Here is an 18,799-nt window from a genome sequence, read left to right as displayed (position 1 = left end):
TTACAGAACAGGGCTGAGCCGCTCCTGCTGCAGGGTCTTGAGATAATACTCTTTATCGTCCCGGTAAAACAGATTCATCGTCTCAAAAGGTATAATACGGCCATCTTTGTGTACGATGTGCACACAACTTTTCTTGATCGCCCTCACATCGAAATCATAGGCATCTATGAATCGCATGATTATGATACGGAACAGGTTGTCGTAAGTAAGGCCCGGGGCCTGAACCTGCGGCAGGCAGCAAAGCAACTGCTTCATGTTTTCTTCTACCCTGTCGACCGAAATGCCGGTACTGAAAATATCCAGCATCCTTTCTTTCAGGACTTCGTCCTGCTCGTATACGATCGTATTGCGGCTGTTGTCCAGCAACAGCGCCGGGTCAATGTACCGCGTCAACGGGAAAACCTGATCCGATAGTTTGAGCGCATAGCCCATAGCCAGCGCGTCCGGGTTGCAAGGCACAGGAATCAGGTCATTGGGTTGGAACACGGAAGTCTGCTCCAGTATCTTCCTCCGTACATCCGTAAGGGTAATGCGATGCAGTGCAGGATCAAAGTTCTCGTTGCGACCTGCTACCTGCACCGGCTGGAACGTTACCCCACGCACACATCGCTGCTGCAGCGCAAAGTCGATGATCGCGCCGAGTTCATCATCATTAACACCCATTTGTACGGTAACCACCAGCGTCGTCGACAGGTTAAGTGCATTCAGATGCTCCAGCGCCTTTTTCCGTACATCGGTAAGATCTTTACCCCGCAGTTTCTCGAGCGCATCCGGCCGGAAAGAATCGAACTGAAGATAGAGCTCAAAGTCGGGCATATAGCTTGCCAGCCGCTGTGCAAACGCAAAGTCACGGGCAATCCGGATGCCATTGGTATTAACCATGAGATGCTTGATCGGCCGGGCTTTTGCCTTATCCAATATTTCAAAAAAATCGGGATGCAATGTAGGCTCGCCCCCGCTGATCTGCACTACGTCGGGCTCACCTTCATTTTCTACGATGCGGTCGAGCATACTTTCCACTTCGGCCAGGGTACGGTGTCTTCCGTAGTGCGGGCTGCTCATGGCGTAACAGGTAGGACAGGTCAGATTGCAGCGGTCTGTGATCTCGACCAGGGTGAGGCAACTATGTTGCTCATGATCCTGGCACAGGCCACAATCATAGGGACAGCCATACCGCGTTTCGGTATTGAATTTTAAAGGGGTTTCCGAAGGCTTATTGTAATTCCGGATATTTTTATAATAAGCAATATCTGTAGCGATCAGCACCTTTTCGAATCCGTGCTGCGGACAATGCTTCAGCATCATTACCCGCCCGTCTTCAAATACAATTTTGGCATCCACCCGGCGGAGGCAAGTGCTGCAGATGCTCAGTGTAAAGTCGTAATAGGTATAAGGGCGTTCAGGCATAAATTTTCAACAGGCGCTTCGGCTGATAAAGATAACGGTAATAATAAAGCAAGCCAACCAGGCAAGCCAGCTGAATGCTTGAAAGGCCAAAAAAGAAAGTATAATGCGGCTTTACAAAATCCAGCAGGAACCGGAACAAAAGATAGCTGATCATAAAAAGCTTGAATCGTGCGCCGGTGGCCAGACCATATTTTTTTTCCAGCAGTGCCAGGCTTATCCATAGCAGCACCAGAAAACCTATCTCGTAAAGGCTCACCGGATGCCGGAGCAAGCCGTCACCGAGATACATACCGGTAATCCAGGACGTGGGCAGACCATAGGTTTCTTCATAAATACCCATACTGAAGCAGCCGATACGTCCCAGGATAAGGCCCAGCAACATAGGATAGGTGAACAGATCCCCACTGCTGCGCCGTTCGCCTATGCACCGCTTTACAAGTTCCACGCCCCAAAGTCCTCCCAGGAATCCACCCACCACCGTCTTGTTCTCGTAAAAGTAGCGCCAGGGATGTCCGCTGTGCATGAGCCCGGGGGGATTTTCCAGACCGCCTAACAGCCGTGAACCGATCAGCGCGCCGGATGCTGCACCCAATATAATCCACAAGCGGTTTTCCTTGCCTATCTCATCTCCCTGCCGCCGCTTCAGGTACAAATAATACCGGAACGCGATAAAAAAGCTCAACACTTCAGTAACAGCATGCAGCAACACCTGCTCCCCGCCCAAATGGATATATACAGGAAAAGTCAATAGCCGGATATTCTTTTATAGTTAGAAATAAAGATAACATTTTAACGTCAATGGCTTTCTTTAAACGGCATCTTCTGTAAGCCAATGGCCAAACCGTCCGGCTCACCTTTCATTGTTATATCTCTAAACGCCTTCTGTTTTCCGCTTGACCACCAGCAGCCATTCCCCGCCATCCAGCGGCAGGTAGCCGTACTCGTAGCTGAAATGGTAGGTTTGCCCTTTCTGGTTCTGGTATTGGTGGGTATGGTATTTAAAATTGAACCCGGCCTGGGCCAGCTTTTCCCACAATACCTTTTTCATCTCCTCCCCTTCGGGTATTTGTTCCTCCAGCAAACGGCGGTTCTTGCGCAGAATATGGTTCACATTACGCACATAATTGTTCTGATCGCTATTCTGCTGGTTGTTGTACGTATTCCGGCAGGCATCGTCGCAAAATTTTTTGTCGAGGCGTCCACGCAGCGGCTTGCCACAGGTGAGACACAAGCGGGGCATCGTTTCCATTGTCTGAAGTTAGGAAAAAATTTCCGTTTTCAAACGACAACAAGCAGTTACATCCGCTCATAAATGGTTAAAAACCGGCTACGGCTTCTGGTCGCCCCCATCTTTGCCTTGGCGTCGATCGGAAGAAGATAGCGCCGTTACAAAATAGCAAAATCCATTTTTCATTTTTTAAATTTTCATGTTATGAGCACTTTAAGAAACCGAGTTCAACTGATTGGACACCTGGGCGCAGCCCCCGAAATGAAAACACTGGAAAACGGCGCTAAAGTAGCCCGCCTGCGTATGGCCACCAACGAAAGCTACCGTACCGCAGCCGGCGAGTGGAAAGAGGAAACCATGTGGCATAGCGTCAACGCATGGGAGAAGCTGGCCGAACGTGCCGAGCAGCAATTCCATAAAGGCAGCTATGTGATGCTGGAAGGCAAGCTGGTCAACCGCTCTTATACCGATAGCACCGGAGCCAAAAAATACATTACCGAAGTGAGGGCCGTAAGCATGGTACTCCTGGATAAAAAACAACAGGAACAGACAAGCCTGGTAGCCGAAACGGCCGGGCCTGAAGATGACGGATTGCCGTTTTGAGCAAATCCCTATAACATCAACAGCTCCTGGAAACGGAGCTGTTGATATGTTTATTATGAGATGCGATGGAGATGGTTCCGGTCCCGAAATTTTTTCCGAACCAGGATAAATCATCACCCGCCGATACCGCAGCCGGCACAGTGTGTATCCAGCGAAGGACAGCCGCCGCTCTGACAGGGTGTACATTGAGTAGCCTCCCGGCCACAGGTAATTCTGCTACACGGAATCCCGCAGCTGGCCTGCTCTTGTATTGCGGTGCAGATACAGCTGGCAAGCTCCGAAATGCCACCGATAACTTTATCGGCAGATAATGATCCGATCGTTTCCTTGTTCAGGCTAAGCTTGCTCAGGCTCACTACTTTCTTTTTCATAAAAGGCATTTTGATTGAAGATCCTCCCCTGTCGCGCCTTGGGGTGGTTGTTCGGCGATTTTTTTTATATTCCGGCTACCGGTTAGCGGCCATTATTCTTTTACAAAACGGGCAAGCTGCACCTTGCCGTTCCGGTCGGTTATCCGTATACCGTATACGCCGGGCAACAGAGAAGCAACCGGCAGGCTGAACGATGTTCCGGAGACCGCTTGCCGCAGCACTTCACGGCCGGTAAGATCGTAGACAGCAGCTTCGGCCGGCATATAATCGTTGCCGGTTTGTATATGCAACGCGCTTTGCGCCGGGTTAGGGAAAAGCGAAACGGCCTGTTCTCCCGGTAACATAGCTATATCTGTGGGGGCAGGCTTAAGAACACCGCAGGCATTGGATTCGCTATAGGGGAAAGAATAGCTGAGCATTACTTCTTCAATGGCAGGTACGGAAATGATATAATGATCCGATGGCGCATTTACAGAAGGCAGATTGGCTACAGATACCATAACATCCCCGGCACAATCAAAGCCATAATTATTACGAACAACATAGGTACCTCCGGGGTAAGAGCCGGAATACACCGGATAATTACCCAAAGTATTGATCGTCATAAGACCGCCTTTGGAAGCATCGGAGGGGTTGTGCGGCGTATAACGCAACAAGTTGCCGTTGTCATCGGTTTCCAGGTAAATGGCAGTACCGCTATTAGAACCCGATATGCAATAACGGGTAAGCGGCCCGCGACGCCATACATTGAGCCCCTGGCCATAGGAATAGGTACCGGCTATCTTATTATACTGTTTGAAAAAATCGACCACGAATGTCATGGGATCCAGCTTGACCATAATCAACGCGGAATTGAGATCGCTACCGCATGGGAAACCACCGGAAGCATCGATGGATGAGCCGGTCAATACCAGCTTTCCGCCGCCGGCATCGGCGACATCAAAGCAGTTTGGAAACATATGAAAAGCGCCCTGGTGCAACATGGCATCATGATAGAAAGCCCCATTGGCATCGACCAGGGTAATGAGGATGCCACCGTCAATGCCCATGCCTTTTTGGTCGGCATTGCCAGCCAGGGCATAGCAAAACTGGCCGCTTGCGGTAGTAAAGGGAATGATTCGGGCATAGCTGGTACTAAGGTTAGCGCCGGGATAAGGATCTGTTACCTTGTCGCCCCGGCTCCAGAGCACATTACCTCCCGCATCCGTACACACGATCAATCCATCGGAATAAAAACCGTTCATACTGCCGCACGCGATCAACCGTCCGGTGGCCCTGTCTTCTACCATGGCGCTAAAGCCGCCCTCCACATCGTAACGCTTATACCATATAACAGCTCCCGTGCTATTCGTTTTCAGCAAAAAGGGCTGACTATAATACGGTATTCCCGTGCAGCCGCTGATCTCACTACTCTGCACACTGGTACCGCAGATCAGGTAGCCCCCATCTGCCGTCCTTATTGCGCCGGCGGTATAGAAAGCATTGGTCAGCTTACGGCAGCTTCCCTGTACGCTCATGGCGTGGCTCACTTCCGTTTGTGTAGCGTAGGTTTTCAGCCACAAAGTATTCAGCTGATCGTCGAGCAGCTGTAGCTGGATACGGGACAAGGGGCCACCCGGTCCGCTGTTATCCATACCCGAAAGCAAGGGAGGAGCGATGTTCCCCGAAAGAATATACTGATTGATCGCCGGCTCGTACCGGATAACCGAGGTACTGTTGTAAAAATGCCGCATGAGGTTCTGGGCATTACCTGACATAACGGACAAGAGGAGGACGAATAGGATTACGCTACACTTTCTCATGAACAGGAGCCACGTTTATGCCTGTCTAAATGTGGCCAAAATTTTGAAGTTAGGTTAAAGGAATGATGTTGACCATCAAGGTAATATACAATGCGCCACCTAGCCAACCATTAATGATTAAGTGTCGTCTTATAGCAATAAGTGTACCGCTCCGGCAATAGCCTGTTAGCCATTCCGGGGGCCGTGCACAAACCGAAAAGATTTATCTTTAGGATCACCAACACCTTACGGATTTCAAAACAGTCTGGCTATGCGCATTAGCTTTAAGCTATGCTTTTTATTGCTGCTTTATGGCAGCTGCCTTAAAGCCCATGCCCAGTTGCCTGGTATGCGGCGGTATACACAATTTGATGGCTATACTGCCTCTACAGGCTATCTGCTGGACCAGGATGCCGAGGGTTTTTTGTGGATCGGTACCGACAATGGCGGCATGCGCTTTGATGGAAAAAAATTCGGCGTATTGCAGGAGCTCAGGCATTCTCCCGATGTCGATATCATTTCCTGCAGCCCTATTGGTAAAGACCGTATTCTCCTTGTTCCGGCCAACCATGCTACCCGCTTGCTGGAAAAAGGTAAGTTGATTACGGCCCGGGAAGACCCTCGCCTGATGGACACGGCCCTGCGCGAGCTCAATTCCTTCACGCGTGACCCCGTAACAGGCAGCAGGTGGCTATCCAATAATTCAAGCATAGAAGTGCTGCATCGCTTTTGCGGTGACAGCGTCAGTGTATTTCATCTTTCTGAGCCCAACTTCAGCCTCCATTATATTTTCAACAACCGGATCATCGGTCTCAGAGGAAAAGAAATAGTTTGCTATACCCTGGCCTCCCGCTCCATCCAATGCCTTTATGACGGTGCTACAAAAAGAAAGTTGCTGCACGATAACCAAACCCAGTTGATCGACGCAGATTGCAGCGCCACCTATATCTTTATCCATAGAATACGCAGCCGGGAAGTAGTGGCATACCGCTATGTTGAAGGCGATAGCACGGTAAATCCGGTTCGCATCCTGCAGCTGTCCCCGGGAACCTCTCCCGAGTTTCGCGTCTTGACCGACAACCAGGGACGGCTCTGGATAAAATTCTATGGGAAAGGCGGGATCGCCTATTACGGCGATATAGAGCGGGGCACTTCACGGGATTTCTTCCAGTTCATGCAGCCCATGGCGCTGAATACACTTTTTATCGACCGGAACAATAATCTGTGGATGACCTCCCGTAACAATACCTTGTATTTTTTATCGCAAAAACACTTTCAGAATGCCCTGCTGACAAAGGCTTTCCCACGCCGTCAGGAAACGCCAAGGGCTGTTTCGGGCGATCAGCAGGGCCGGCTGCTGATCGGCTATATCAATAGCCCGGAACTGGACTACATCAATGCAGGAGAAAAGCACCGCATCCGGCTGATTCATTCTTTCGACCAGGGTCTACGCAAGATACTGCCCACCGGGGATGGACGATACCTGTTGTGTGCCGCCAATGTGGCTCTTTTTGACCCGGCAAAGGTGGCGCTTAGTTACCTGGGGATCTACGGCCATGTCAAAGACATTTGCCTTTACAAGAACAAAGGCCTGCTCATAGCCACCTCTTACAACCTGCAATACTGCCCCTCGCTTTCCAATGGCAACAAAGCAAGGAGCCTTCTCCGGCGCCGGTGTACGGCTGTAGCTTTACTTGGCGGAGACAGTATCATGGTGGGCACATCCGGCGGACTATATATCATGCAGGGCCTCGGCGGCCCCATCGGAAGGGCAGACCATCCTGTGCTGAAGGAGAGCTCTATTTCTGATTTGCAGGTAATGGCCGACGGAAGCCTGCTGGTAGGCACCAATGCCCGTGGTTTGTACCGCTATACATCCGGGGGGCAAGTATTACCGGTACAAACAGCCGGTGGACAGCCCGAACAGATCCGGGATATCTACCGGCAAAACGATAGTATTTACTGGGTGGCCTCAGACAATGGCGTATGGCGTTTTATTTTCGGGAAGAAGGGCAACCTGCTATCATCCCAGAATTATACCTTCTACGACGGCCTGCCCTCCAACAATGTGAATGCCGTATTTGTCAGCAGGGATACCGCTTATATCGCTACTGCCGACGGCATGGGCGTGGTGCCGCTCAGGGATAGCCTGCGGTACACCATGGCTGCGCCGGAGATCTATCTCAACACCTTACAAACAAATAAGCTAAGCTTCCGGAAACCCACAGACAGGATCGTCCTGGATCACCTGCAGCGGGACCTGTTATTTAACCTGAGCGTGATATCCTATGAAAGCCTGGGTAACCTGCGTTATTACTACCGCCTGTATCCTTTTCAGCAAGAATGGACGCCCGCCACCGACCCGGATGTCCGCTTTACCCATTTGCCGCCCGGCCAATACCGGTTCCAGGCCTACGCACTCAATGCCAAGGGCGACAGGAGCAGGAAGACGATCGATATTATGATCAACATACAGCCGGCCTTCTGGCAGACCTTCTACTTTACTGCCGCAGTCTTTGCTGTTATTGGAACGATCTTATTTTTAGTATTCCGTTACTGGGTACTTCGCCGGGAACGCAACCGGCTGGAAAAAGTGCAGGAGAAGAAACGGCTGGCCGAGCTGGAGCTGGAGGCCATTAAAGCACAGATCAACCCCCACTTCATTTACAACTGCCTTAATTCTATCCAGTACCTGAATTACAAATTGGAACATGAGCAGGCACAACAATACCTGGACCTGTTTGCCCGCCTCATCCGCATGACCATGCAATACTCCCGCCAAACCTTTATACGGCTTGATGAAGAAGTTAGCTACTTGTCGCTTTACCTGCAGCTGGAACAGCTGCGTTTCAAAGACAAGCTGACCTACCATATTGCAGTAGATCCGGCTGTGGACCGCTCCGTGCTGCTGCCGGCCATGCTGGTCCAGCCTTATGTTGAAAATGCGTTGAAGCATGGCATCGCCGGCCGTGATAAGGGAAGCCTGGATATACATTTCTGCAGGAAAGCCAACCAGCTCCAGGTAACGATACAGGACAATGGCGCCGGCTTTTCGGGACAGAACAGGCCCGGCGCCCAGGGCTTAAGGCTTTCGGGAACGCGGGCGCTCTCCTATAACGAATTGTTCAATTTCAACATAAGCATACACGCCTATAACCGGCAAGACAGCGAGCCTGGCAGCACCGGCGCTGTAGTGAAGGTAGGGATGAAGTATTTTCAGGAGTCTTTAAGGGACATATCGTAAACTTGGTGGAAGAAAATATGCCATTCGCCCAAAAGATTTGCACCATCCGGTTACAAGTTGTTGTTTTGAATACATAGCCCAACACCATTATTATGGAACAATTGCATAAAGTTGCCGTCATCGACGATGAAGCGGATGGAAGAAATATCATCTGCCTGCTGCTGGAACAGCATTTTCCCGATCTCAGGCTCTGCGGAGTGGCCGAAAATGTAGCACAGGGAACCGCGCTCATTCGCTCGGTACAGCCCGACCTGATATTCCTGGATGTAGAAATGCCCGACGGAACAGCATTCGACCTGCTGGCCTCCTGTAAAGACCTGTCGCCGCATGTGATCCTCGTTACCGCATACGACCACTATGCTTTGCAGGCCATTAAAATATCTGTGCTGGATTACCTCCTTAAGCCTGTCAACCGGGACGAGTTCGTTGCGGCGGTGCGCAAAACCATCGGCCGCGGCCAGGGAGATAGCCGGGAGGCCATGTTCGGTTTGCTGACGCAATTTCAGCGGCAGCTCAATATCCGCAAGGTCAGGATACCGACCCTAAGTGGCTTTTCGGTAGTGAATGTAGACGATATTGTCCGTTGCGAGGCCTCTGGCAATTACACCATTCTATCCTTTACCGATCATAGTAGTATTGTGGCTTCCCGTCCGCTGGGCGATTACGAATCGGAGCTGAAGGCCTATGGCTTCCTGCGTATCCACCACAAGCACCTGATCAATCCCAACCAGGTAGTCGAATACCAGAAGGGAAAAAGCGGCGGTGGCTATGTCATACTCCGGGGAAGAGAAATGCTGGAAGTATCGGCCCGCAGGAAGGCTGCGCTGCTACAGGCTTTTGGCGCCTGAAGTTAGTGGGCGGGCATCTGCTTTATCACCCACCAGCTCAGCAGCACCAGCAAAAGCAGGATAAGCGCAAAGAGCCAGCCCCAGTGGTGTTCCAGCTTCGGCCGGCGCCGGCGCTGCTTCCTGCGGCTTTGTATCTGTTTGCGTAGCTGCGCATTGATCTGACCGGCTATGGCTTTCAGCTGCGCTTTATCTTTTATTTCCGCCAGTCCTTCTACTGCATCGTTCAGAAAAGGATCCTGTTCCAGCAATGTTTCAATCCGGAACTGCTCTTCCGGCGACAGGCTGCCTTCAACATAGGCGAGCAACTGCGCTTCGTCTATATTGTCGTGGTGCGATCCTTCTGTTCTGTTTCTTTTCAGCACGATACAATTGATTTATTGTTGGTCCCGCTTCCGGGTCACCGGGATTCCATTTTCAGTCTCAGGTTCCTCTTCCCGTTCTGAATATGACTTTTTACCTGCTTGATATCATATCCGGTCTCCCCCGCGATCTGCTGGTAGCTTTTCTTTTCAAGATAAAAAGCCGACACACATATCCTTTGCTCCTCTTTGAGGGTGGCCAGCTCTGCCTTCAGGCGATCGATATCTTTTTCTTTTTCTATCAGCAAAGATAAGGGCACTTCTTCCGGCTGCGCTATAAATTGCAGGGGCGCCTCATCGGCATAGTCCTTGCGCCCGCGCAATTGGCTAAGACACAGATTGCGGGCTACCTGATACAACCAGCCGCCTATATTATCGATCGGATACTTGGGTATTTCCGACAGGGCTTTCAGAAAAACCTGCTGAACGGCATCGCGGGAGGCATCCTGCTGTCTCAGGTATTTCATACATACGCCGAAGAGCAGCACGGTATAGCGCTCCAGCAAAATACCCAGCCAGTCGCTGTTGCCATCGGCCCTGAACCGGGCGAGCAGTTCTTCATCGGTGATATGTTGGTTATCCCTGGACAATGAATTCTTTTTCTATTCGCCTTCTGCACGGCATATACGCCTCCTTCCTCAGACAAAGATGCCAATTTAAGAAATTTCCACACAGTATCTTTTTCATGCCGGTTCGCAGCGGTGCTATCGCCTATTCCCTTAATTTTACGGCGGCCGGAATATAGCCTTCGCAACCCCGGCCGGCCAATCCTTAACCAGCGAAGCCAGAAAGCTATGAACGATTATCAGGTACCCGGGGCGCCATCCCGGCCAGGCCCGCAATGGCCGGTTTATGTAGTACCCCCGCTGCTGCTTGTCCTGCTGGTGTGGCTCACCTGGCCACATATGCGCTATTACGTAGACAGCGACGCGCTATGCTATCTCAATATTGCAAAGCAGTATGTGGCCGGTCACTACGATCATGCCATCAATGCTTACTGGAGCCCTATGGGCTGCTGGCTTACCGCGATATTGGCAAAGCTTACCGGCTGGGAGCTATTTACCAGTGCCATTATTGTCAATACCGTATCGGTGGCCGGTCTTATGGTCAGCAGCCAATGTTTGTTCAACCGCTTTCGCGACCGGCCTTTCGAACGTTGGTGCTTTGGGCTCATGTCGGCGGGCTTTTGGCTATATGCCCTTTATTTCCAGTCCTTCACCGATTTCTGGCAGTTCCTGTTCCAGATGCTGGGTTTGCTGCTCCTGCTGCGGGACGATTTTACCGAAAAAGTATGGATATGGCTGCTGCTGGGCGTGCTGGGAGCCCTGGCCTATTTCAGCAAGGCCTATTCCTTCTTTTTTTTCCCGCTCATGATCTTTATGGCAGCGTCGGTACGGCTCCGGGTTCCGGGTTCATTCCGCTGGAAACGGCTGGTCGCGATATGCCTCGTCGCCGGTGGTGTTATGCTGGCGTTCGACGCACCCTGGATCTATCTCCTGCATGAAAAATACGGGATATGGACCACCTCTACCGCCGGAAAGCTCAACGCCTCCTGGCGCATTGTAGGCACCCAGGAATTCAGACAGGGGATCAAAACGGTTGTTCCCCCACCCTATGACGGTTCTCTGTTTTATTTCGAAGATCCTTATAGGGTACAGGGGCGCCTGGTCCGCTTTTACGACTCTCCTGGCACCATGCTGCGGCAACTGGCCCGTATAGGCTACAACGCCCTGGGCTGGGTAAGCGTCAGCAACCGCATTTCGCCTTTCTTTTTCCTCACCTGGCTCATCACCCTGGCCTTGCTGGCCACCAGGGGTTGGTTCCGCAAGCTGGGGCCACCGATGAAAATCCTGCTCCTGGTGTACCTCGTGTACCCCTTACCTTTCTGGCCCTTTACCTTCGAAGGCGGACGGTACGTGTGGTTCATTATGCCCGCGGCAGCGATCCTCTTCTTCGTCTATGCCGGCGAGAAACTCGTTCCGCTACTTTCTCCCCGGATCGGGAAAGCATTTACAGCCGTTTTTTTCCTGTCTTTCCTGGTTAATCCCGTGCTGGAACTGAAGACCATGTGGGGAAAAGGCGCCGCCGAACATCACATGGCGCAGGAGTTGAAAAGCCTGGGGATCCAAGGGGCCTTTGTAAGTAACCGCAGCTATGCCGATGCTTCTATTTCCCTGTCGCAGCTCTCCTGGTTTTCGCAAAATGCCTGGTACTGCCAGCCGCTCAATACAACCAGTACCCGGGAGCTGCTGGACGATGCCCGGCGCTATGGCGTTCATTATTATTTTTATTTTTACGAGGGTAATGGCGACGACTATCAGCTACGGACAGCCGATGGCCGCATACAACCCGACCTGAGCCAGGACCGGATACCGGGGTTAAAAGTATTTTCGCTCGCGCCATAAATCCCGGGTTTCATTTACCTTTGCCTCACCCCAAGCCAAATCACCAACTTTAACCATATTTCATTTTATCTGATGAGCGCATCGACGATTGGTACGGAGAAAGACAAAAAGGTAATCTTTGACTACGAGCATTGGGAAAAGCAGCTGGCCGGCATCGCCCGCAGCTATCAGCAGGCGGGGCCTTACCCCCATATCCAGCTGGAAAACTTCCTGGAACCCTGGGCGGCAGAAAACGCATTGGCCGAGTTCCCTTCCGTAAAAGATGAGGGCTGGATCCACTATGTTCATATCAACGAAAAGAAACACGGCCTCAATAAGCTGGACCTGTTGCCACCTTTCATCCAGGAAGTAATCAAAGAGATGAACTCACCGGAATTCGTCACCTACCTAAGCAAGCTGACCGGTATTCCCAACCTGCTTCCCGACGATATGCTGGAAGGCGGCGGGCTGCATCAGTCGCAACGCAACGGCTTCCTCAATGTGCATGCCGACTTTACCGTGCATCCACACAAACGGAACTGGCGCAGGCGCGTTAATATCCTTATTTACCTCAATAAGGACTGGAAGCCGGAATACAATGGCGACCTGGAGCTGTGGGACCGTAATATGAAGGGCGTTCAGCAAAAGATCGCCCCCCTGTTCAACAGGTGTGTGATCTTCAACACGGACGAGGATTCTTACCACGGCGTACCCGACACTATCCTTTGCCCGGAGGATATGACCCGGAAATCGATCGCACTCTATTATTTTACAGAAGAAGAGGTAAAACCTACCCTCCGGTCGACCAATTACAAGTCGCGGCCGCAGGATGGCGCCAAATCGATCCTGATTTATCTCGACAAAAAGCTGGTCGCAGGCTACACCCGGGTCAAGCGGGCGCTGGGTATTAATGATGCCTTCGTAAGCAAGATCCTCAATATTTTTGGCGGCAAAAAAAAGAAGTAGGCTGCCTTTCTCATTTTTCTCAAAAATCCTGCTCAAAATGGCAGGATTTTTAATTTTTGCACCATTTCAAGCCTTATTTTGATTAAAATCCAATCTTTTTTCCACAAAAAGCAGAAATAGTTTACTATTAATTTCGGGGAAAGAACTAAATATTTACTTTTGCAGCCTGTTCTTATTAAAGTAATTAATCACAAATCCTTCTTCAGTATAAAAAATGGCTAAAGGGAAGGTAAAAACATTTTCATGGCAAACACAGCAGATATCCGCAACGGTCTTATTCTGAAATTGGACGGAGCATTGTACAGCGTAGTAGAATTTGGCCAGAACAAAACGGCCCGGGCTGCCGCTAAAGTATGGGCCAAACTGAAAGGCGTTGACAACAACAGAAGCATCGAGCATACCTGGAACTCCGGCGATACCGTTTACCCCGTACGTGTAGAGCGCCGCAACTACCAATTCCTGTATAAAGACGACAGTGGTTTCAACCTGATGGACAACGATACTTTTGAGCAAATCGTCGTTGCAGAAACAATGGTGAGCCGGCCCGACTTGTTTAAAGACGGCCAGGAATGCACGGTGATGATCAATACCGAAACGGAAATGCCTATGGGCGTGGAGCTTCCGGCCTCCATCGTACTGCGTGTTACCTATACCGAACCCGGCCTGAAGGGCGATACCGCTACCCGCACCCTGAAACCGGCAACGCTGGAAACAGGTGCTTCCGTGAACGTGCCGCTGTTTGTAGATAACGACGAACTGATCAAGATCAATACCGTGACCGGCGAATATGTCGAACGCGTAAAGGGCTAAATAGGATACCATTCAGAAGCTGTTCCCGGGAGCAGCTTCTGATTTTTTTAAAAGCAAATTCAGAGCAAGCTCCGGCCGCTCCTTGTAACCGGAGTGTATTAAATCAGCAATTATGGAATTCAAACAGATCCAGGAACTGCTTAAGGCGGTAAACAAATCCAATATCAGCGAAGTATCGATCAAAGACGGTGATTTTGAGATCACGATCAAACAGGCGGCTTCCGAGACCCAATTTGTAGCGGTGCAAACGACTACGGCGCTGCCCCAACCTATGGCTATGCCTGCCGCGTTGCCCCAGGCTGCGCCCATGGCTATTGCGCCCCAGGCATCGGCAGCAGCCACGCCTGCCGAAACCAGCAATACCGTTACCATCAAATCGCCCATGATCGGCACTTTCTATCGTAGCTCCGGTCCCGATAAGCCCGCTTTCGTGAATGTAGGCGATGAGATCAGGCCGGGCCAGGTGATCTGCATCATTGAGGCCATGAAGCTTTTTAACGAGATCGAGAGCGAAGTAAGCGGCCGTATCGTGAAAGTACTGGTCGACGACGCGACACCGGTAGAATACGACCAGCCGCTGTTCCTGGTAGAGCCCTAGCCTGAGGTGTTGATAAGCAAATTTGAAAATGAGAAAATTTGAATATTAATCACAGGTACAATAGCCACGTTAGCCCAATGGAGATAAACGGGAAAAAAGCTATTTTGCTGATTATATCATTTTTTTATTTTTTGAAGATGCAAAAAGAAAAAATTGACAATAACCCATTGTTGAAGCTTTCATTCGCGTTTTCGCTATTAGTTATTGAATATTGCGAAATACTGGAAAGCAGCAGAAAATTCGTGATCGCGAATCAGCTTCTGAAGTCCGGCACAGCGATCGGAGCCAATGCAATGGAGGCGCAGAATGCAGAAAGCAAAGCAGATTTTATTCATAAAATCAAAATAGCGGCAAAGGAAGCGGAGGAAACGCAGTATTGGCTGAGCCTTTGCTCTTATGCCCCAAAGTATCCCGATTGTACTACATTGCTCACAAAGCTGGAGGTACTTCATCAGATATTGGGGAAAATACTGTCGACATCAAAAAGGAAAAACGATCGTACAACTTGAACTTTTTGCATGACAAGCGATTTGCATATCGGCGCATTTTCACATTTTCACATTAGAAATACATGTTCAAAAAAATACTGATTGCCAACCGGGGTGAGATCGCCCTGCGTATTATCCGCACCTGCCGGGAAATGGGCATCCAGACTGTTGCGATCTATTCCACAGCCGACAAGGACAGCCTGCACGTACGTTTTGCTGATGAAGCAGTATGTATCGGCAAAGCGCAAAGCGCCGATTCGTACCTCAACATCCCGCATATTATGGCGGCTGCCGAGATCACCAATGCCGACGCCATCCACCCCGGCTACGGCTTCCTGGCCGAGAACGCAGGCTTTGCTGAGATCTGCGCCCAGTACAATATCAAATTTATAGGACCCACACCCGATATGATCCGTTCCATGGGTGACAAAATGACCGCCAAGGAAACCATGATCAGGGCCGGTGTGCCGGTAATCCCCGGTTCTGAGAACCTGCTGCAAAGCGTGGCAGAAGCCAAACAACTGGCCAAGGATATGGGATACCCCATTATCCTGAAAGCCACTGCCGGTGGCGGTGGAAAGGGTATGCGTGTGGTATGGCACGAAGAAGAGATCGAGAAGGCCTATGATACCGCCAAGGCCGAAGCCGCCGCTTCGTTCAAGAACGACGGCATCTACATGGAAAAATTTGTGGAAGAACCCCGGCATATCGAGATACAGGTGGCAGGCGACCAATACGGTACCGTATGCCATATGAGCGAAAGGGATTGCTCCATTCAGCGCAGGCACCAGAAGCTGGTGGAAGAATCACCCTCTCCGTTCATTACACCCGAGCTGCGCCAGAAAATGGGAGAAGCGGCTATTAAAGCGGCATCGGCCATTAATTATGAAAGCGTAGGCACGATCGAATTCCTGGTCGACAAGCACCGCAACTTCTATTTCATGGAAATGAATACCCGTATCCAGGTGGAGCACGGCGTAACGGAAGAAGTGATCAGCTTTGACCTGATCAAAGAGCAGATCAAGATCGCAGCAGGCGTACCCATCAGCGGTAAGAACTACGAGCCTAAGATGCATGCCATCGAATGCCGTATCAATGCCGAAGATCCATACAACGATTTCCGCCCGAGCCCCGGCACCATCACGGTGCTGCATACGCCGGGAGGACATGGTATTCGCGTCGATTCCCATATTTATGCCGGCTATACCATTCCGCCTTATTACGATTCTATGATCGCCAAGGTGATTGCTATTGCGCAAACCCGTGAAGAAGCCATCTCAACTATGGAACGCGCCCTGAGCGAATATGTGATCGAAGGCGTAAAGACTACGATCCCCTTCCATATTCAGCTGATGCGCAACGAACAGTTCCGGGAAGGTAACTTTACGACCAAATTCATTGAAACATTCGAACTTAAATAACAAAGTCCGGGTATCCGGATATAGGAAACAAAGCCGGTCCTTGAGCTTGTCGAAAGGACAAAGATGGTGTTTCGACAAGCTCAACAACCGTTATGTAGAAGGAAATTGTATCCTGTTTCCTATATCCGGATAGTCACTTAACAAAAAAGATCTTAACGATAAATTTCTTTCATCGTTAAGACCTGTATCTTCAAGACCTGTACTGTAAAGACCTATAAGGTATCCATCCTTATAGGTCTTTGTGGTAATACCCAATGCCATGATATTACTGCCAGCCGAACATATAAGCTTCAAAACGAGTCTGGGAAAAGAGGAAGTGCTCCAAAGGCTAACCACAATGTTAACGCCGCCTCCCCATTCCTCGCGGAGCTTCTGGGGCGGGTTTTCCGGCGCTGCCTATAAGGGAAAAATAGCAATGGACGGCTTTGCCATAAGCAGGGAAATCCGTTATCGCAACTCTTTTCTTCCCCGCATCAGCGGCAAAATTTATACCGATGTGGACGGCGCTACGATCGAGGTGCGGATGAGACTCCATCCGCTTGTCCTTGCCTTTATCTGCATTTGGGCTTTGGGGGTTGGGTTCGCTGCAATCGCCGCATTGTCTGCCGGCGGACCGGCCGCATTCATTCCTGCCGCAATGTTGCTGTTCCTGTATGTATTGGTTATGGGCGCATTTAAGTTTGAAAGCCGGCGGTCTATCGATGACCTGCGGACGCTATGGGAGGCCACAGTAGTACGCCCCGGGAATACCTGATTATTTTTTTGACTATCCCGATACAGGAAACCAGCTAAAAATAGGGCCATGAAGAAATGATCCTTTGGGTTAATGATTAAAACGTTGATCTCTGACCCTATGTCCGGCAATGCTGAATTGAAGTTGCTATCTATTTTTAAGCCCGGGTGCGCCAGCCAAAAAAACAGCGAGCATTGTTTTTTTTCCGCCTTTTTTGTTTTCTTTTTTTGCTCCGCCAAAAAAGAAAAAGATATTGACACCCAATAAAAGATGGACAAATCAAAGCGTGCCAACTGGTATCTATGGACATGCAAAACTTTGTTTCCTTTATCCGGATAGTCAATATTTTTTATTTGCAAACGCGTAGTTTTGCTGCACCAATAAATATAAACCCCATGGACAACCAGAAAGTAGACCTGTTCCTGATGACGAACGGTAAGTACTTTGAAAGCTATCACCTCACCGCTATCCGCGACCGCTTGCTACAGGCCGACGATTCGCGCTGGATGGCGCTCCAGACACTGGAGTTCAACGATCCCACCACTATACTGATCGTGTCCCTGCTGGCCGGCAGCCTGGGCATTGACCGTTTTCTCATCGGCGACACCGGCATGGGTATCGGTAAGCTACTCACCTGTGGCGGCATGGGTATATGGGCTATCGTAGACTGGTTCCTCATCATGGGCGCTACGCGGGAAAAGAACCTGGCCAAGCTGCAGCAGGTGCTGTACTAAAACGGGCTATATATGCGCCGCAACCAGCTATATGTCTTTTTGCTCCTGGCATGTGGGGCTGGCTATGGCTGGCTGGCTTTTTCGGGCAATATGCTCCATGAGCACAACACCTTCAGGCTTTGCCCCTGGCATTTCCTGACCGGCTTACCCTGCCCTGCCTGCGGGGTTACCCGGGCCCTGGTGGCTATACTCGATGGCAAGCCTTCGGCAGCCTTTTATTATAACCCTCTGGGTTTTCCTGTATTCCTGTTCCTGCTGGTGGCGCCGGTATGGATGCTGCGCGACCTGATATGGCGGCAACAGAGCTTTTATATGGCCTATCGCCGGGTTGAAGCGATGCTGCAGAGACCTCCCTTTGCGCTGATTGCCATCGTGCTCGTCCTGGCCAATTGGATATGGGGGATCAGCAAAGGCTTATAGCGGGCAATATCGAAATTCCAAAACCCAAATCTCAAATTCCCAAAATTCAAAATCTAAAATTCAAAATCTAAAATCTAAAATCTAAAATCTAAAATCCCATTTACCTGACCACAGCCCATATTTACCGAAAAAAAATCACGATCCGGGACGAATGCCGTAATTTAGAGTAGCCATCTAAGACGATATTATGTTGATGGTATTTTATCCTGGTTTTTGTTTTTGTTTTTTGTTAGCAGCCATGGCAACGGGTGTTTCCCGCTAGCCATGGCTTTTTTTCAATGCCTTGATAAGGCCGGCAGGCGTATCGCTTGTGTTAATTATTGTTGTTACGGGATTTTTTTAATAGGTATTTCAAAATAGTTCCCTACTTTCGCCACGGTAAAAAAAGAAAACATGTCCTTTAC

19 protein-coding genes are annotated in these 18,799 nt (G+C 50.2%); 12 read left to right on the top strand and 7 right to left on the bottom strand.

The features are described 5' to 3' along the window. The 3 genes from DZK30_RS20430 to DZK30_RS20420 all read right to left on the bottom strand — a co-directional run bounded on the left by DZK30_RS20430 (nucleotide 1) and on the right by DZK30_RS20420 (nucleotide 2,656). Nucleotides 1-1,407, bottom strand: a complete 1,407-nt coding sequence (locus tag DZK30_RS20430; protein ID WP_118976049.1) for a radical SAM protein — start codon at nucleotides 1,405-1,407, stop codon at nucleotides 1-3. Next, entirely contained in the window at nucleotides 1,400-2,155 is a 756-nt protein-coding gene (locus tag DZK30_RS20425) for a prolipoprotein diacylglyceryl transferase (protein WP_118976048.1), read from the bottom strand. The genes DZK30_RS20430 and DZK30_RS20425 overlap by 8 nt, the downstream gene beginning before the upstream one ends. Nucleotides 2,156-2,278: 123 nt before the next feature. Beyond that, nucleotides 2,279-2,656, bottom strand: a complete 378-nt coding sequence (locus DZK30_RS20420; protein WP_118976047.1) for a DUF2116 family Zn-ribbon domain-containing protein — start codon at nucleotides 2,654-2,656, stop codon at nucleotides 2,279-2,281. A gap of 183 nt (nucleotides 2,657-2,839) precedes the next feature. Between DZK30_RS20420 and DZK30_RS20415 the strand changes: the two genes are divergently transcribed. After that, nucleotides 2,840-3,238, top strand: coding sequence for a single-stranded DNA-binding protein (locus DZK30_RS20415; RefSeq protein ID WP_118976046.1), 399 nt, complete (start codon nucleotides 2,840-2,842; stop codon nucleotides 3,236-3,238). A gap of 113 nt (nucleotides 3,239-3,351) precedes the next feature. On the opposite strand, the gene DZK30_RS20410 is transcribed toward DZK30_RS20415, so the two are convergent. Next, entirely contained in the window at nucleotides 3,352-3,609 is a 258-nt protein-coding gene (locus tag DZK30_RS20410; RefSeq protein ID WP_162903285.1) for a class I lanthipeptide, read from the bottom strand. A gap of 92 nt (nucleotides 3,610-3,701) precedes the next feature. Further along, on the bottom strand, nucleotides 3,702-5,411 hold the full coding sequence (locus DZK30_RS20405; RefSeq protein ID WP_118976044.1) for a T9SS type A sorting domain-containing protein: 1,710 nt from the start codon (nucleotides 5,409-5,411) through the stop codon (nucleotides 3,702-3,704). Nucleotides 5,412-5,661: 250 nt separating this feature from the next. Between DZK30_RS20405 and DZK30_RS20400 the strand changes: the two genes are divergently transcribed. Together DZK30_RS20400 and DZK30_RS20395 are read left to right on the top strand one after the other, a co-directional pair. Then, nucleotides 5,662-8,634, top strand: coding sequence for a sensor histidine kinase (locus DZK30_RS20400; RefSeq protein ID WP_118976043.1), 2,973 nt, complete (start codon nucleotides 5,662-5,664; stop codon nucleotides 8,632-8,634). 92 nt (nucleotides 8,635-8,726) lie between these two features. Then, complete coding sequence (locus tag DZK30_RS20395; RefSeq protein ID WP_118976042.1) at nucleotides 8,727-9,482, top strand: LytR/AlgR family response regulator transcription factor; 756 nt, start codon at nucleotides 8,727-8,729, stop codon at nucleotides 9,480-9,482. A 2-nt stretch (nucleotides 9,483-9,484) separates the two neighbouring features. Here the strand turns inward: DZK30_RS20395 and DZK30_RS20390 are convergent, their stop codons facing one another. Continuing rightward, nucleotides 9,485-9,844, bottom strand: coding sequence for a hypothetical protein (locus DZK30_RS20390; protein WP_118976041.1), 360 nt, complete (start codon nucleotides 9,842-9,844; stop codon nucleotides 9,485-9,487). Nucleotides 9,845-9,879: 35 nt separating this feature from the next. Then, entirely contained in the window at nucleotides 9,880-10,431 is a 552-nt protein-coding gene (locus tag DZK30_RS20385) for an RNA polymerase sigma factor (RefSeq protein ID WP_118976040.1), read from the bottom strand. A gap of 204 nt (nucleotides 10,432-10,635) precedes the next feature. Between DZK30_RS20385 and DZK30_RS20380 the strand changes: the two genes are divergently transcribed. From DZK30_RS20380 to DZK30_RS20340, 9 genes are all read left to right on the top strand, one after another. After that, the gene (locus tag DZK30_RS20380; RefSeq protein ID WP_118976039.1) at nucleotides 10,636-12,246 is read left to right on the top strand and encodes a hypothetical protein; all 1,611 of its coding nucleotides are present in this window, start codon (nucleotides 10,636-10,638) and stop codon (nucleotides 12,244-12,246) included. Between the two features lie 72 nt (nucleotides 12,247-12,318). Beyond that, nucleotides 12,319-13,191 (top strand): 2OG-Fe(II) oxygenase, encoded by an 873-nt coding sequence (locus DZK30_RS20375; protein ID WP_118976038.1) that lies wholly within the window; start codon nucleotides 12,319-12,321, stop codon nucleotides 13,189-13,191. A gap of 243 nt (nucleotides 13,192-13,434) precedes the next feature. Beyond that, on the top strand, nucleotides 13,435-14,001 hold the full coding sequence (gene efp / locus DZK30_RS20370) for an elongation factor P (RefSeq protein WP_118976037.1): 567 nt from the start codon (nucleotides 13,435-13,437) through the stop codon (nucleotides 13,999-14,001). A gap of 112 nt (nucleotides 14,002-14,113) precedes the next feature. Further along, nucleotides 14,114-14,599 (top strand): acetyl-CoA carboxylase biotin carboxyl carrier protein, encoded by a 486-nt coding sequence (accB, locus tag DZK30_RS20365; protein WP_118976036.1) that lies wholly within the window; start codon nucleotides 14,114-14,116, stop codon nucleotides 14,597-14,599. Nucleotides 14,600-14,676: 77 nt separating this feature from the next. Then, entirely contained in the window at nucleotides 14,677-15,108 is a 432-nt protein-coding gene (locus DZK30_RS20360; RefSeq protein WP_240432960.1) for a four helix bundle protein, read from the top strand. A gap of 62 nt (nucleotides 15,109-15,170) precedes the next feature. Further along, nucleotides 15,171-16,508 (top strand): acetyl-CoA carboxylase biotin carboxylase subunit, encoded by a 1,338-nt coding sequence (gene accC / locus DZK30_RS20355; protein ID WP_118976035.1) that lies wholly within the window; start codon nucleotides 15,171-15,173, stop codon nucleotides 16,506-16,508. A gap of 259 nt (nucleotides 16,509-16,767) precedes the next feature. Next, nucleotides 16,768-17,262 carry a hypothetical protein gene (locus DZK30_RS20350; protein ID WP_118976034.1) on the top strand — a complete coding sequence of 165 codons (495 nt, stop codon included), beginning with the start codon at nucleotides 16,768-16,770 and terminating at the stop codon, nucleotides 17,260-17,262. A gap of 374 nt (nucleotides 17,263-17,636) precedes the next feature. Continuing rightward, a complete protein-coding gene (locus DZK30_RS20345) occupies nucleotides 17,637-17,975 on the top strand; it encodes a TM2 domain-containing protein (protein ID WP_118976033.1) in 339 nt (112 codons plus the stop codon). 12 nt (nucleotides 17,976-17,987) lie between these two features. Next, entirely contained in the window at nucleotides 17,988-18,395 is a 408-nt protein-coding gene (locus DZK30_RS20340) for a DUF2752 domain-containing protein (protein WP_118976032.1), read from the top strand. Nucleotides 18,396-18,799: the final 404 nt, after the last annotated feature.

The organism is Taibaiella koreensis, from assembly GCF_003545715.1.
Classification (GTDB): domain Bacteria; phylum Bacteroidota; class Bacteroidia; order Chitinophagales; family Chitinophagaceae; genus Taibaiella; species Taibaiella koreensis.
The sequence above is the reverse complement of the archived record's forward strand: the minus strand, read 5'-3'. Positions and strand labels throughout refer to the sequence as shown.